Below are 14,169 nucleotides of genomic sequence, written 5' to 3' on the forward strand. Positions count from 1 at the left end.
TTCCGCCCCGGCGATCACCGCCATAAGACACAGCAGCAGCACCTCATCCAGCGGATACCTTACCTTCGCACTCTGCCGACCATCAGGCAGATCCTTGAAATGACCCAGAAAAACAACCGTTTCCGCGAACGCACCGGCGTTGCAAGCCACATCGTCCATCCAGATATTCCCCCTCAGAATCAAATGATCTCGACAGATTCAGCTCTCAACCTCCTTGTCACGCGTTAACTCACCCGATTGCCCTGTCGGCAACGGCTGTTTGCCTTGACTCCCACTCAACCTTCGGTTAGGGACAGCGCGCAATCGGCGTGGAGGGTTCTTCCACGCCGCTTGTTTTTTGAACCCGCAGACTGACAAAAAGACGGCCGAACCGCCTCAGGCGGTTCATCAAGGCCGACCGAACAGCGAAAGGCAAAAAATGTTCGCAGTCATTAAAACGGGCGGTAAGCAGTATCGCGTTGCCGCCAACGATCTCCTGAAGATCGAAAAAGTCGAAGCCAATGTCGGCGATATCGTCGAGATCGGCCACGTGCTCGCGCATGGCGAGGGCGAGAATGTCACGTTCGGTGCGCCGTTTGTCGATGGTGCTCTGGTCACCGCCGAAGTCGTCGAGCAGGGCAAGAACCGCACGGTCATCGCTTTCAAGAAGCGCCGCCGCCAGAATTCGCGCCGCAAGATCGGCCATCGCCAGCTTTTGACCACCGTGCGGATCGCCGAGATCCTGCTGGGTGGCGCCAAGCCGGCCAAGAAGGCCGCCGTGAAGGCGGAAGCCAAGGCTGAGGTTGCTCCTGAGGCGAAGGCCGAGGCTGCACCGAAGGAGGCCAAGGCCAAGAAGGAAGCTGCCCCCAAGGCAGAAGTGACGGCCGAGACGGCCGCCGCACCGCTGTTCAAGGCGCCGAAGGGCGAACCTGACGATCTGACCGTGATCAAGGGCATCGGCCCGGTCGCCGCCAAGGATCTCGCCGAGCAGGGCATCATCACCTTCGCGCAGCTGGCCAAGCTGACCGACAAGGATGTCGCCAAGATCGACGAGCACATGCCGTTCAGCGCCGACCAGATCAAGGACTGGCGCGAACAGGCCAAGGAACTGGCGAAGAAGTAATTTTTCCGGCGATCAGGTCGCCGGATCGGACTTGAAACGGAACGCGAACGCGTTCATAAGGCCTTTTAGGCGCCTTGCGGCGCAACGGAGTTAGTTAGATGGCACACAAGAAAGCTGGCGGCTCGTCGCGCAACGGTCGCGACTCGCATTCCAAGCGTCTGGGCGTGAAGAAGTTCGGCGGCGAAGCCGTCATCCCGGGCAACATCATCATTCGTCAACGCGGCACGACCTGGCATCCCGGCGTCAATGTCGGCATGGGCACGGACCATACCCTTTTCGCGCTCGAATCCGGCGCCGTGACGTTCAACAAAAAAGCCAACGGCCGAACCTACGTATCGGTCAACCCGATTACCAAAGCCGCGGAGTAGCCGGTTCCGCACTAGAACACCGGCGCCCATCTCGGGGACCGGTGTCTGGCAAAGCCAGGAAAAGGATCAGGGGAGATGGGTTTCCATCTCCCTTTTTCTTTGCCTGGAGGACTTCAAATGGTTGCCGAAGCGGAAGACTCAGAAGACGAAAGTTACGCGATAGACTGCCCGGTGCTGGTCACCGAGCGGCTGGTGATGCGGGCGCCGCGCGAGAGCGACATCGCGCAACTCGTCGAGCTTGCCGACAACCGCCATGTCGCCGAAATGCTGGCGCGCATGCCGCACCCCTATGGCGAGGCCGAGGCGCGGGCCTTCCTGGCCATGACAAGGTCGCGCCGTGCCGGCATCGCCTACGCCTTGACACTGGCCGGCACCGACACCTTCGTCGGCTGCGCGGGCTTGAACACCACCGATCGCGGGTTGGAACTCGGCTACTGGATCGGCGAACCCTACTGGAAGCGCGGCTATGCGACCGAAGCTGCCCACGCGCTGGTCGACCTCGCCTTCCAGAAGACGACGATCCAGGTGCTGCATGCCTCGACGCGGGTCATCAATCCGGCCTCGCGGCGCGTGATCCACAAGTGCGGCTTCCAGTATGCCGGCCAGGGCATGCTGAACTCGATCGTCGCCGGCCAGGTGCCGGTCGAGCGCTACAGGCTCGACAGGAAGACGTGGATCAGCCTGCGCAACTGGGTGCATTTTTGATGGATGGCGCCGGTGAAGCCAATGGTTGATGGCCGCAGCGGTATTGAAACGGTCGCGATCGTGCCGTTCGCACCGGAGCATATCGAAAGCTTTCATCACGCGCTCGATGTCGTTTCGCGTGAGCGAAAGTACTTGTCCTTTCTTGAGGCGCCGCCGCTGGATCAAGCCAGAAGATTTGTGATGGACCGCATCGCAAGAGGCGATCCAGGCTATGTAGCAGCTGTTCGTGGCGAGGTTGTCGGCTGGTGCGACATCACTCGCCATGATCGGCCCATACACGCTCATCGCGGCGCGCTTGGGATGGGCATTGTCCCGTCTTATCGGGGGCGTGGCCTTGGACGGAAGCTCATCAATGCAACCGTGGCGCAAGCGCGCAAAGACGGCTTTGTCCGTATCGAGCTTTTCGTACATGCCGACAATGCCCGCGCCATCGCGCTCTACGACAAGGTCGGGTTTGTCAGGGAAGGTGTGCAGAGCGACGCTATCTGTATCGACGGACAATACGGCGATACGATCATGATGGCGATCGTCGAACGCGAAAACGCAGCCGGATGAAGAGCCATCAGCCCAGTTCGGCCCACACCGGCAGATGGTCCGAACCGGTTGCCTTGTCGTCGACCCACAGGCGCTGCAGCGATCGGGCAAGCGAGGCGCTGGTGAAGACGTAGTCGATGCGCTTGTGGCGGCCGGCGTTGGCGGGGTCCTTGGGGTCGACCCAGCTGACGAGATCGTCGCCGGTGACGTTGAGGCGCACGGCGGCATCGACGGCGAAGTCGGCGGTCAGCGGCATGCCGAATTCATGGTCCGGCCGGCCAGCGAGTTCGACATATTCGGGTGAGCCGGCCAGCATGTTGAAATCGCCCATGGCGACAAACGCCTCGGGGTGCGGCAATTCCGGCAGGCCGATCTCGGCGACGCCGGACAGCGCGCCGCCCTCGAGCGCGTAGTTCAACAGGCGCCGGCGCAGGAACTGGATCTGGCTGGTGCGCTCGACCGGGCTGCGGTGATCGAGATGGATGGAATAGAAGCGGATGAAACCAAGCGGCGTCTCGATCAGTGCTTCCAGCGCGCCGCGCTGGAAGTTCATCATCTCGAAGCTGCGGCTGCGCGGCAAAAGCAGGTTGCGCGACAGATGAATTGGTGTTTTCGACAGCATCATGTTGCCGAGCTGGAAGGTCGTGGTGATGGCGCGGCCGTTCTCGATGCGCGAGCCGATATTGGCCTCGAAATTGCTGCCATAGACGGCGAAATAGTCGGGCAGTGCCTCGCCGATCTCAGCGACCATGTCGCGCCCGCCGTTCCTCGGATTGTTGCGGGTGACCTCCTGCAGCGCGATCACGTCGGCGCCGCGCACCGCATCAGCGATGCGCGCGACATCGTACTGCCCATCAAGGCCGATGCCGTACTGGATGTTGTAGGTTACAAGCTTCATACCAACATTTCTCCGGCCGACCCCAAGCGGCCTTTGTCACAAAACGGCCTCGCCCTTGACCGCGCCTTGGTTTAGAGCAAGGCCCAAGGTTTAGAGCAATGCCGCCAGGCCAATAAAAGAAACTGCAATCCCATGAAATTTCTCGATCAAGCCAAGGTCTATGTTCGCTCCGGTGACGGAGGCGCCGGTTCGGTGTCGTTCCGGCGCGAGAAATTCATCGAGTTCGGCGGGCCGGATGGCGGCGATGGCGGCCGTGGCGGCGATGTCTGGCTGGAAGCGGTGAACGGCCTGAACACGCTGATCGACTATCGCTACCAGCAGCATTTCAAGGCCAAGACCGGCGTCCACGGCATGGGCCGCAACATGACCGGCGCCAAGGGCGCCGATGTCACGCTGAAAGTGCCGGCCGGAACGCAAGTGTTCGAGGAAGACAATGAGACGCTGATCTGCGACCTCACCGTGGTCGGCCAACGCTTCCTGCTTGCCAAGGGCGGCAATGGCGGCTTCGGCAACCAGCATTTCAAGACCTCGACCAACCAGGCGCCGCGCCGCGCCAATCCCGGGCTTCCCGGCGAAGAGCTCAACATCTGGCTGCGGCTGAAGCTGATCGCCGATGCCGGGCTGGTCGGGCTGCCCAATGCCGGCAAGTCGACTTTTCTCGCCGCCGTCACCGCGGCCAAGCCGAAGATCGCCGACTATCCGTTCACGACGCTGCATCCCGGCCTCGGCGTCGCCCGCATCGATGCGCGCGAATTCGTCATTGCCGATATTCCCGGCCTTATCGAAGGCGCGCATGAGGGCGTCGGCATTGGCGACCGCTTCCTCGGCCATGTCGAGCGCACGCGCGTGCTGTTGCACCTGGTTTCGGCGCAGGAGGAAAATCCGGGCAAGGCCTACAAGACCGTCCGCGCCGAACTCGATGCCTATGGCAATGGCCTGACCGACAAGGTCGAGATTGTGGCGCTTTCCCAGGTCGACACCCTCGACGCCGATGCGCGCAAGAAGAAGGTCGCTTCGCTGAAGCGCGCCGCTGGCCGTGCGCCGATGCTTCTGTCCGCCGTCACCGGCGAGGGTGTCGAAGCGGTGCTGCGGGCGCTGATGAGGGTGATTGCCGAGGCGCGCGCGGAGGCTGCGCCCGTGGTCGAGACGCGCTGGGAAAAGTAAGGCATGCAGTCGCTGAAAAAATACCGGCGCATCACCGTCAAGATCGGCTCGGCGTTGCTCGTCGACCGCGCGAGCGGGCTGAAGCGCGACTGGCTGGCTTCGCTGGCCGACGACATCGCCGTTCTCGCCCAGGGCGGCGCCGAGATCCTCGTCGTGTCCTCCGGCGCCATTGCGCTTGGCCGCACGATTCTGGGTTTGGGCAAGCGCGCGCTGAAGCTCGAGGAGAGCCAGGCCGCCGCCGCCGTCGGCCAGATCGCGCTCGCCGGCGCCTGGTCTGATGCGCTGGGCAAGGGCGCGCTGAAATCGGGCCAGATTCTTTTGACCCTTGGCGACACCGAGGAGCGCCGCCGCTACCTCAACGCCCGGGCGACGATCTCGACGCTTTTGAAGATGAAGGCGGTGCCGGTCATCAACGAGAACGACACGGTGGCGACCTCAGAAATCCGCTATGGCGACAATGACCGGCTGGCCGCGCGGGTGGCGACGATGATGGGTGCGGACCTTTTGGTCCTGCTCTCCGACATCGATGGGCTCTACACCGCGCCGCCGGCGCGTGACCCGCAAGCCAAATTCATTCCGGTTGTCGATCGCATCACGCCTGACATCGAGGCGATGGCCGGAGCCGCCGCGTCCGAATTGTCGCGTGGCGGCATGCGGACAAAACTCGACGCCGGCAAGATCGCCACCGCCGCTGGCACCGCCATGATCATCACATCGGGCACAAGGCTGTCGCCGCTGATGGCGATCGAGCGCGGCGAGCGCGCCACCTTCTTCCGGCCGAGCAGCAATCCGGTCAAGGGCTACAAGACCTGGATCGCAGGCCAACTCGAACCGGCCGGCCGGCTGACCGTCGATGCCGGCGCCGTCGGCGCGCTCACATCGGGCAAATCGCTGCTGCCGGCCGGCGTCAAGCTGGTCAGCGGTAATTTTTCGCGCGGTGACACGGTGGCGATCCTGTCGCCCGAAGGCCGCGAGATCGCGCGCGGGCTGGTTGCCTATGATGCCGCCGATGCCGTAAGGATCGCAGGCCTGAAGACAGCCGAGATCGAAACCGTGCTCGGTTACGAAGCGCGTTCGGCGATGATCCACCGCGATGATCTCGTGGTGAGTCATTCTGATGAACAAGTACGGGCTGGAAGCGACATACGCGGAGGATGAGCCATGCTGAAGCTGCATGAAAAATCCGGAGACGACACCGTGGCGCTGATGGCCGATATCGGCCGCCGCGCCCGCGCCGCCGCCCGACCGCTGGCCATCGCCACCACCGCCGCCAAGAATGGCGCGCTTGTCGCCATGGCTGACGCGATCATTTCTCGTGAGCAGGACATTCTCGACGCCAATGCCATCGATATCTCGAATGGCCACGAGTCCGGGCTTTCCGCATCCTTTATGGACCGGTTGAAGCTCAATCCGGCGCGCATCCGCGCCATGGCTGATGGCATCCGCGAGATCGCCGAGCTCAAGGACCCGGTCGGCGACGTGATTGCCGCCTGGGAGCGGCCGAACGGCCTGCAGATCGAGCGCGTGCGCACGCCGCTCGGCGTCGTCGGCGTCATCTATGAGAGCCGCCCCAATGTGACGGCGGATGCCGGCGCGCTCTGCCTGAAGGCCGGCAATCCGGTGATCCTGCGCGGCGGCTCGGATTCGCTGAATTCGTCGTCTGCCATCCATGCCTGCCTGGTCGAAGGCCTGAAGGCCGTCGGCCTGCCGGAAGACGCCATCCAGCTGGTGCCGACCACCGACCGCGCCGCTGTCGGCGAGATGCTCAAGGGGCTTGGCGGTACGCTCGACGTCATCATCCCGCGCGGCGGCAAAAGCCTGGTCGGGCGGGTGCAGAGCGAGGCGCGCGTGCCGGTCTTTGCCCATCTCGAAGGCATCTGCCATCTCTATATCGACCGGTCGGCCAATCTCGACATGGCGGTGAGGATCGCCGTCAACGCCAAGATGCGGCGCACCGGCGTCTGCGGCGCCGCCGAGACGCTGCTGGTCGACCGTGCGGTTGCATCCACCCATCTGGTGCCGATCCTCGACGCACTGCGCGCAGCCGGCTGCGAGATCCATGCCGATGCCGAGGTGCTGAAGGTGTTTTTCGACGCCAAGCCGGCGACCGACGCCGACTGGGTGACGGAATATCTCGACGCCATCATCGCGGTGAAGCTGGTCGACGGCATCGGTGGTGCGATCGAGCACATCGAAACCTTCTCCTCGCATCACACCGAGGCGATCATCGCCGAGGATGCGAAGGCCGTGGAGCGGTTCTTCAACGAGATCGATTCGGCGATCCTGCTGCACAATGCCTCGACGCAGTTCGCCGATGGCGGCGAGTTCGGCATGGGCGCCGAGATCGGTATCGCCACCGGCAAGATGCATGCGCGCGGGCCGGTTGGCGTCGAACAACTGACCTCGTTCAAATACCGCGTGCGCGGGTCGGGACAGGTGAGGCCTTGAAGCTTTTCGTCGCTAGAGCCTGAGGCGATGCTGGCATCTTCCGAACCGGCGGTCCCCTCCCGTTACCTGAAGATGCCGCATGCCGAAAAGGGCCTCACCGTCGGCCTGTTCGGCGGCTCGTTCAACCCGCCGCATGCCGGCCATGCGCTGGTTGCCGAGATTGCGCTACGACGCCTGGCGCTCGACCAGTTGTGGTGGATGGTCACGCCGGGCAATCCGCTGAAGAGCACGCGCGAGTTGGCGCCGTTGGCCGAGCGGCTGCTTCTGTCGGAGAAGATCGCCAGGAACCCGAAGATCAAGGTCACCGCCTTCGAGGCGGCGCATCATGTGCGCTACACCGCCGACACACTGGCGCTGGTCAAGGCGCGCAATCCGGGCGTCGACTTCGTCTGGATCATGGGGGCGGACAGTTTGCGCGATTTCCACCGCTGGCAGCGCTGGCGCGAGATCGTGCTGACCTTCCCGATCGCGGTCATCGATCGGCCCGGCGCGACGCTGTCGTTCCTGTCGTCGGTGGTCGCCAAGACCTTCGACTATGCCCGCATCGATGAAGGCGACGCGCCGCTGCTTGCCCGCATGCAGGCGCCGGCCTGGACCTTCATCCACGGCCCGCGCTCGTCGCTGTCGTCGAGCGCGATTCGGAAAATGGCCAAGGGGTAGGGCCTCTCCGCCAAGGGAAGTGGCTGGGTTTCGGCCGCCCGGCCATGTCGTTTTTACAGCGGCGCTTGTCCAGCCGATCGGCGATGCTGACCAGATATGGCAACTCAAACCAAAACCCTCGCAGTCGAGCCTGAGCATGGCAGCGCGCCCACGCCGCTGATTGCGATTGCCAGCGTCATCGTGTCGATGGCGCTGATCGCCATCGGCAATGGGCTGATGTTTGCCTATATCCCGGTCCGGCTCGGTGCAGAAGGGTTCGATCCGACCTGGGCCGGGTTGATCATTACCGGACTGTCGGCCGGCGGCCTCGCCGGCTGTATCCTCACCGGACCACTGGTGCGCAGGGTCGGCCACGCCCGCGCCTTCATGGTGCTGTCGGCGCTGATTGCGCTTGCCAATGCCGCCGTCGGCGCTGGACCGCATCCAATCCTGTGGATTGCCGCCCGCGCTCTGTACGGCTTTGCCATATGCGGCCTGTTCATCGTCGCGCAGAGCTGGCTGAACGATGCCGTGGCCAACGCCATACGCGGACGGGTAATGGCCTTTTTCTACGTCGCCTATGTCGCCGGGCTCGGTGTCGGCTATGCGGCGCTGGCGCTGGTCGACATCAGGACCGCGGACGCGCCGTTGATCGGCATCGTCTTTACTGCCCTGTCGATCTTGCCTGTCGGCATGACACGGCTGGCGCAGCCGCCGGCGCCGCAGGCGGCCTCGGTGGCGCTGCGCCGGGCCTGGCGGATTTCGCCGGTCGGCGTTGCCGGCATGCTGGCGGTCGGCGGCCTGTCGATGTCGATTGCCGGCTTTGCGCCGATCCATGCCACCGCCAAGGGCTACAGCCAGGCCGATGTGGCGCTGTTGCTGTCGGTGATGCCGCTCGGCACGCTGATCCTGCAGCTTCCGTTCGGCTGGATTTCCGACCGCACCGATCGCCGCTACGTGCTGATCGGGGCATCCGCGATTGCCGCGTTGGCCGGCATGTTCGCGCTCGGTTTCGATGGCGGTGCGCTGCCGGCACTGCTGGTGATCTATGTCTTGTGGGACGGTGCCTCGGAATCGATCTATTCGCTGTCCAGCGCGCACGCCGCCGACCGTGCCGGCAAGGACGATATGGTGGCGCTGTCCAGCTCGCTGCTGTTTGCCTGGTCGCTGTCCGGCTTCATCGTGCCGGGCATCGTCACCGCACTGTCTGCGGTCTTCGGGACGCAGGCCTTCATCTATGTGGCAATCGTCATCGCCTGCGCCTTCTGCCTGTTCGTGCTGTTGCGCGTCTTCACCACACAGGCTGTGCCGGCCACCGAGACCGGCAGTTTCGCGCCGATGACGGCGCAGGCGCCGCTGCCGGTCGAGCTTGCTTATGCGCCGGACGAGCCTCGGCGCGCGGACGATTGATTATTGCCGGCGCGCTTCGGGCGCCGGTGCTTCCGGCGGCGGCAGCGGGATCGATATGCCTTCGCTATCGAACTCCTGCTTGGCGCGCTTCGTCAGATCGGTCTGGGTGGCGAAGAAATCCGCTGATGATGTCCAGTAGCGCAAGGTGATCGAGACGGTGCTGTCGCCCAAGGTCGCGACGAAGGCGATCGGTGCCGGTTCGCGACGGGTGCGTTTCTCGGCGCCGGCAATGGCAAGCAATGTCTTCTGGGCGCGGTCGATGTCGTTCCACGAGCCGATCGAGAGCGTGATGTCGGCGCGGCGCACGCCATTGCGCGAGAAATTGCGCACCGGCTGGTTCCACAGCGTCGAATTGGGCGCCAGGATATAGACGCCGTCGGCGGTCCTGAGCTTGGTGGCGAACAGGCCGATTTCCTCGATCGAACCTGATATGGATCCGACCTCGACGGACTCGCCGATGCGAAACGGCCGCAGCGCCAGAAGCATGATGCCGGCGGCGATGTTCTGCAGCGTGCCTTGCAGCGCCAGGCCGATGGCAAGACCGATGGCGCCGATCGCCGCAATGATCGAGGCGGTCTGTACGCCGAACTGGCCGAGCACCATGATCACGACGAGCACCAAAATGGCGTAGCGGACGATCTTGGAGAAGAAATGCCGCAGCGTCTGGTCGAAACCATGGATGTGGCCGAGGCCAGCGAAAATGGAGCGTTCGGCAAGCCCGGCGACGATGTAGCCGACGACAAGCAGGATGACGGCACCAATGGCCGAAAAGGAGTACGAAACGATCAGCGTGCTGAGCTGGGCTAGGCTGGCCTGGACGGTAAGAAGAGCATTTTGCGGGTCGATCGGCATAGTGGAATCCCGGTTGGTCGCTGAGCCGATAACCCATGTGGGCGGCCCGAGTTCCGATCTTTTCGGGGATGCGGCGGAGCCACAGGACCAGCAAGACGTTCGTGCGTGGCGGGGCTGCGTCTTGAAACTGTCAGGGAACTCTGCCTATCTAAGCGGTGTCACCTGCTTTTGGGGGTGATTTGGTTGTTCTTGCTGCGAAAGGAAATACACTGAGAACAGCACTGCGGAAGAAGGCCGATATCATGCCTTCGCCGGCCAGGATCAGCGTAGACGACGCCGTGTCCCGTGCCATCAAGACAGTCCTTGCCAGTCTGGAAGACTCCAAGGCCGAAAATATTGTCTCAATCGACATTCAGGGGAAATCGAGCCTCGGCGACTACATGGTCGTTGCGTCGGGCCGATCGCACCGTCATGTCTCGGCTGTCGCCGACCATCTCCTCAAGGCGCTCAAGGATGCCGGCCTCGGCACGGCGCGCGTCGAGGGGCTGTCAGGCGCCGACTGGGTCCTGATCGATTCGGGTGATATCATCGTCCATGTCTTCCGCCCCGAAGTCCGCGAATTCTACAATCTCGAAAAGATGTGGCAGGCGCCGGATCTCGAGGAAGAGACCCTTCATTAAGCTGCTTCGTGTCGTTACCCAGAATCGGATTTCTCCGTTGGGTGACAGGCATTAGCGGCTTATAGAGGCGGGATGAAGATTTCAGTTCATGCCGTGGGCCGAATGAAAACCGGCCCCGAGCGGGAGTTGGCCGACCGCTATTTCGAGCGCTTCGCCAAGAGCGGGCCTGCGGTCGGGCTTGAATTCGCCGGGATAACCGAGATCGCCGAGGGGCGCGCGCAGAGCGCTGCCGAGCGCCAGCGTGACGAAGGCTCCAGGCTGCAGGCGCAGTTGCAGCCGGGCACGGCGCTGATCCTGCTCGATGAGCGAGGCAAGAGCCTTTCCTCGCAGGATTTGGCCAATCGCATCGGACAGTTGCGCGACGGCGGCCGCAAGGCGCTGGTGCTCGCCATAGGCGGTGCCGACGGTCACGATCCGTCACTGCGCGACCAGGCTGATCTGGTGCTGTCGTTCGGCGCGCTCACCTGGCCGCACCAACTGGTGCGGGTGATGCTGGGGGAGCAGCTCTACAGGGTCTCGACGATCCTCTCCGGCCACCCCTATCATCGCGCGTGAGCCTGCCGCTACAGTTGCCGGCAGCTGTGATTCGTCGCCCGTTACCCGGATTTCCGCCCCAATGCCGCGCAAGACATGCATCTGGAACGGGCCGTTCAAACATGGTTGATGGTTCGTTAACGAAGCCGCGGATAGAGTCGATGGCGAATGTCTGAAGGCTGGAAATCGACACTGAGTCTGTCAACAGCAGGCTCCTGGCGCGCGCGCTGCGGCATAGCGGCGGCGGTCCTCTTGTCGTTCCATGCGGCGCGGGCCGAGAACACGCTCGACATGGCGCCCGATCCCGACCAGAGCCGCGCCGAATACGAACAGGTTTCCAAGGAAATCACGCTGTCGTCGGAACGGCTGGCCAAGCTCGCCGCCGATATCGCCGCGGTCAAGAAGGACCATGCCTCGATCACCGCGGCGCTGATCCAGTCGGCGATGACCGAGCAGAAGCTCGGCCAGGACATCGAGGACATCGGCGCCAAGCTGGAAGGGCTGAAAGGCCAGCAACAGAAGATCCGCGCCTCGCTTATGGCGCGCCGCGACGTGCTGGCCGAAGTGCTGGGCGCGCTGCAGCGCATGGGGCTCAACCCGCCGCCGGCGATCCTGGTCAAGCCGGAGGATGCGCTGTCTTCGGTGCGCAGCGCCATCCTGCTCGGCGCCGTGGTGCCGGAATTGCGCCAGCAGACCGATAGCCTGCTGGCCGACCTCAAGGAGCAGACCCGGGTGACCGCCTCGATCGAGGCCGAACGGGCGCGGCTGACGGAAGCGGTCGGCGAGCAGGTGGCGGAAAAGAAGCGGCTCGGCATGCTGCTGGAAGCCAAGCAGAAGCTTGAAACCGATACGCAGGCGCAGATGGCGGCCGAACAGCAGCGTTCCGAGCAGCTGGCGGCCAAGGCCTCTAGCCTGAAGGATCTGATCGCGTCGCTCGAAGCGCAGGCCGACAAGACCCGCAAGGCCGCGGATGCCGCAAAGGCGGCCGCCGCGGGCCAGGCGGGGGATGACAAGACGGGTGACGATCAGACTGGCGGCGACACAACGGCGTCGCTGGCGTCACTGCCGGTTCCCGAAGGCAACAGGCTCACGGCGACGGCGCCCTTTTCGGCGCTGCAAGGGCAGATCGCGCTGCCGGTCACCGGCCGCATCAAACGCCGGTTTGGCGCCGATGACGGTAACGGCGCGGTGATGCTTGGAGACATGCTTGCGACACAATCGGGAGCCATCGTCACCGCGCCGGCGGATGGGAATGTGCTTTATGCGGGGCCGTTTCGCTCCTATGGTCAACTCTTGATCCTCAATGCCGGGGACGGCTATCATGTCGTTCTGGCGGGGATGAGCAGAATCAGCGTCGTGACCGGCCAGTCGGTGCTCGCAGGAGAGCCGGTCGGCGCGATGGGAGAGGCCCGGGTGGCAAGCACCTCGGTTTCGAAGAATGGAAATGCCACGCCGGAACTCTATGTCGAGTTCCGCAAGGATGGAAAACCCGTCGATCCGGCCCCATGGTGGGCGGACCGTTTTTCTGGAAGGACGTGAAATGATGCGGAAACTGTCGCTTCTGTTTGCCGGTGCGCTGATGGGCGCATCCGCCATGAGCCTTGTCTATGGCGCTCCTGGCTCGTCGGCGAACGCTGCGGGATCGGAGACCTACAAGCAGCTGGCGATCTTCGGCGACATCTTCGAGCGGGTGCGGGCACAATATGTCACGCCGCCCGACGACAAGTCGCTGGTCGAGAACGCCATCAACGGCATGCTTTCCTCTCTCGACCCGCACTCCTCCTACATGAATGCCGAACAGGCGCAGGACATGCGCGTGCAGACCAAGGGTGAGTTCGGCGGCCTCGGCATCGAGGTCACCATGGAGAACGACCTGGTCAAGGTGATCACGCCGATCGACGACACACCGGCTGCCAAAGCAGGCGTTCTGGCCGGCGACTATATCGCCAAGATCGACGGTGAAGAGGTTCGCGGCCTGACGCTCAACGACGCGGTCGAGAAGATGCGCGGCCTGGTCAACACTCCGATCAAGCTCACCATCCTGCGCCAGGGCGCCGACAAGCCGATCGAGCTGACGGTGGTGCGCGACATCATCAAGGTCAAGGCGGTCAAGTTCCGGGTCGAGAACGACATCGGCTACATGAAGATCACCTCCTTCACCGAAAAGACCTATGACGACCTCGAGAACGCCATCGACACCATCAAGAAGCAGGTGCCGGACGACAAGCTGAAGGGCTATGTGCTCGACCTGCGCCTCAATCCGGGCGGTCTGCTCGACCAGGCGGTGAGCGTGTCCGACGCCTTCCTGAAGCGCGGCGAGATCGTCTCGACGCGCGGCCGTGATCCGAAGGACGTCACCCGCTTCGACGCCAAGCCGAAGCAGGTCGACGACGTCAATGGCAAGCCGATCATCGTGCTCGTCAATGGCGGCTCGGCCAGTGCTTCCGAAATCGTCGCCGGCGCGCTGCAGGATCTGCGCCGCGTCACGGTGGTCGGCACGCAGTCCTTCGGCAAGGGTTCGGTGCAGACCATCATTCCGCTCGGCGAGAATGGTGCGCTGCGGCTGACGACGGCGCTCTATTACACGCCGTCGGGCAAGTCGATCCAGGGCAAGGGCATCACGCCCGACATCAAGGTCGACCAGCCGCTGCCTCCCGAACTGCAGGGCAGGGATTTGACCCGCGGCGAGTCTGACCTCAAGGGCCACATCAAGGGTGCCGACGAGAGCTCGACCGGCTCGGGCTCGGCAGCCTATGTGCCGCCGGATCCGAAGGACGATCTGCAGCTCATCTACGCCGAGCAGCTGCTGCGCGGCCAGAAAACCGATCCGGCCTTCCCGCCCAATCCGGAAAAGGCCGTGCTCAACCAGTGATGGTTCGGCAGTAACGGCCTGGT

General features: G+C 63.7%; 16 protein-coding genes. 13 read left to right on the forward strand and 3 right to left on the reverse strand.

Features of this window, described 5'->3' with window-relative positions; translation table 11 throughout:
* On the reverse strand, positions 1-159 hold a 159-nt coding region (locus tag AC1D05_RS25850; RefSeq protein WP_477444718.1), incomplete at its 3' end, for a transposase family protein.
* Positions 160-418: 259 nt separating this feature from the next.
* Here AC1D05_RS25850 and AC1D05_RS25855 point away from each other — a divergent pair.
* The 4 genes from AC1D05_RS25855 (at position 419) to AC1D05_RS25870 (ending at position 2,730) form a co-directional block, all read left to right on the forward strand.
* Positions 419-1,102: a 50S ribosomal protein L21 gene (locus AC1D05_RS25855; RefSeq protein WP_477444556.1), complete on the forward strand. Its 684-nt coding sequence runs from the start codon at positions 419-421 to the stop codon at positions 1,100-1,102.
* A gap of 98 nt (positions 1,103-1,200) precedes the next feature.
* The gene (gene rpmA / locus AC1D05_RS25860; RefSeq protein ID WP_010912120.1) at positions 1,201-1,470 is read left to right on the forward strand and encodes a 50S ribosomal protein L27; all 270 of its coding nucleotides are present in this window, start codon (positions 1,201-1,203) and stop codon (positions 1,468-1,470) included.
* Between the two features lie 117 nt (positions 1,471-1,587).
* A complete protein-coding gene (locus tag AC1D05_RS25865; protein ID WP_477444557.1) occupies positions 1,588-2,175 on the forward strand; it encodes a GNAT family N-acetyltransferase in 588 nt (195 codons plus the stop codon).
* A gap of 3 nt (positions 2,176-2,178) precedes the next feature.
* Entirely contained in the window at positions 2,179-2,730 is a 552-nt protein-coding gene (locus tag AC1D05_RS25870; RefSeq protein WP_477444558.1) for an N-acetyltransferase family protein, read from the forward strand.
* Between the two features lie 7 nt (positions 2,731-2,737).
* On the opposite strand, the gene AC1D05_RS25875 is transcribed toward AC1D05_RS25870, so the two are convergent.
* Positions 2,738-3,607 carry an endonuclease/exonuclease/phosphatase family protein gene (locus tag AC1D05_RS25875; protein WP_477444559.1) on the reverse strand — a complete coding sequence of 290 codons (870 nt, stop codon included), beginning with the start codon at positions 3,605-3,607 and terminating at the stop codon, positions 2,738-2,740.
* Positions 3,608-3,739: 132 nt separating this feature from the next.
* On the opposite strand from AC1D05_RS25875, the gene obgE reads away from it, so the two are divergent.
* The 5 genes from obgE (at position 3,740) to AC1D05_RS25900 (ending at position 9,268) form a co-directional block, all read left to right on the forward strand.
* A complete protein-coding gene (gene obgE, locus AC1D05_RS25880; RefSeq protein ID WP_475456142.1) occupies positions 3,740-4,771 on the forward strand; it encodes a GTPase ObgE in 1,032 nt (343 codons plus the stop codon).
* Positions 4,772-4,774: 3 nt separating this feature from the next.
* Positions 4,775-5,929, forward strand: coding sequence for a glutamate 5-kinase (gene proB / locus AC1D05_RS25885; RefSeq protein ID WP_477444560.1), 1,155 nt, complete (start codon positions 4,775-4,777; stop codon positions 5,927-5,929).
* A 3-nt stretch (positions 5,930-5,932) separates the two neighbouring features.
* Positions 5,933-7,219 (forward strand): glutamate-5-semialdehyde dehydrogenase, encoded by a 1,287-nt coding sequence (locus AC1D05_RS25890; protein WP_477444561.1) that lies wholly within the window; start codon positions 5,933-5,935, stop codon positions 7,217-7,219.
* A gap of 72 nt (positions 7,220-7,291) precedes the next feature.
* Positions 7,292-7,879, forward strand: a complete 588-nt coding sequence (locus AC1D05_RS25895) for a nicotinate-nucleotide adenylyltransferase (protein ID WP_477444719.1) — start codon at positions 7,292-7,294, stop codon at positions 7,877-7,879.
* Positions 7,880-7,975: 96 nt separating this feature from the next.
* A complete protein-coding gene (locus AC1D05_RS25900) occupies positions 7,976-9,268 on the forward strand; it encodes an MFS transporter (RefSeq protein ID WP_477444562.1) in 1,293 nt (430 codons plus the stop codon).
* On the opposite strand, the gene AC1D05_RS25905 is transcribed toward AC1D05_RS25900, so the two are convergent.
* On the reverse strand, positions 9,269-10,120 hold the full coding sequence (locus AC1D05_RS25905; protein ID WP_477444563.1) for a mechanosensitive ion channel family protein: 852 nt from the start codon (positions 10,118-10,120) through the stop codon (positions 9,269-9,271). It abuts the gene before it with no gap.
* Positions 10,121-10,362: 242 nt separating this feature from the next.
* Here AC1D05_RS25905 and rsfS point away from each other — a divergent pair, with 242 nt between their 5' ends.
* The 4 genes from rsfS to AC1D05_RS25925 all read left to right on the forward strand — a co-directional run bounded on the left by rsfS (position 10,363) and on the right by AC1D05_RS25925 (position 14,146).
* Positions 10,363-10,740: a ribosome silencing factor gene (gene rsfS / locus AC1D05_RS25910; protein ID WP_023777607.1), complete on the forward strand. Its 378-nt coding sequence runs from the start codon at positions 10,363-10,365 to the stop codon at positions 10,738-10,740.
* Between the two features lie 72 nt (positions 10,741-10,812).
* Positions 10,813-11,295 (forward strand): 23S rRNA (pseudouridine(1915)-N(3))-methyltransferase RlmH, encoded by a 483-nt coding sequence (gene rlmH, locus AC1D05_RS25915; RefSeq protein WP_475456152.1) that lies wholly within the window; start codon positions 10,813-10,815, stop codon positions 11,293-11,295.
* A gap of 147 nt (positions 11,296-11,442) precedes the next feature.
* Entirely contained in the window at positions 11,443-12,813 is a 1,371-nt protein-coding gene (locus AC1D05_RS25920; protein ID WP_477444564.1) for a murein hydrolase activator EnvC family protein, read from the forward strand.
* A gap of 1 nt (position 12,814) precedes the next feature.
* Positions 12,815-14,146, forward strand: a complete 1,332-nt coding sequence (locus tag AC1D05_RS25925; RefSeq protein ID WP_179297996.1) for a S41 family peptidase — start codon at positions 12,815-12,817, stop codon at positions 14,144-14,146.
* The last annotated feature ends 23 nt before the right edge of the window (positions 14,147-14,169 follow it).

The sequence above is a fragment of the Mesorhizobium sp. P2_E9 genome (assembly GCF_056403815.1).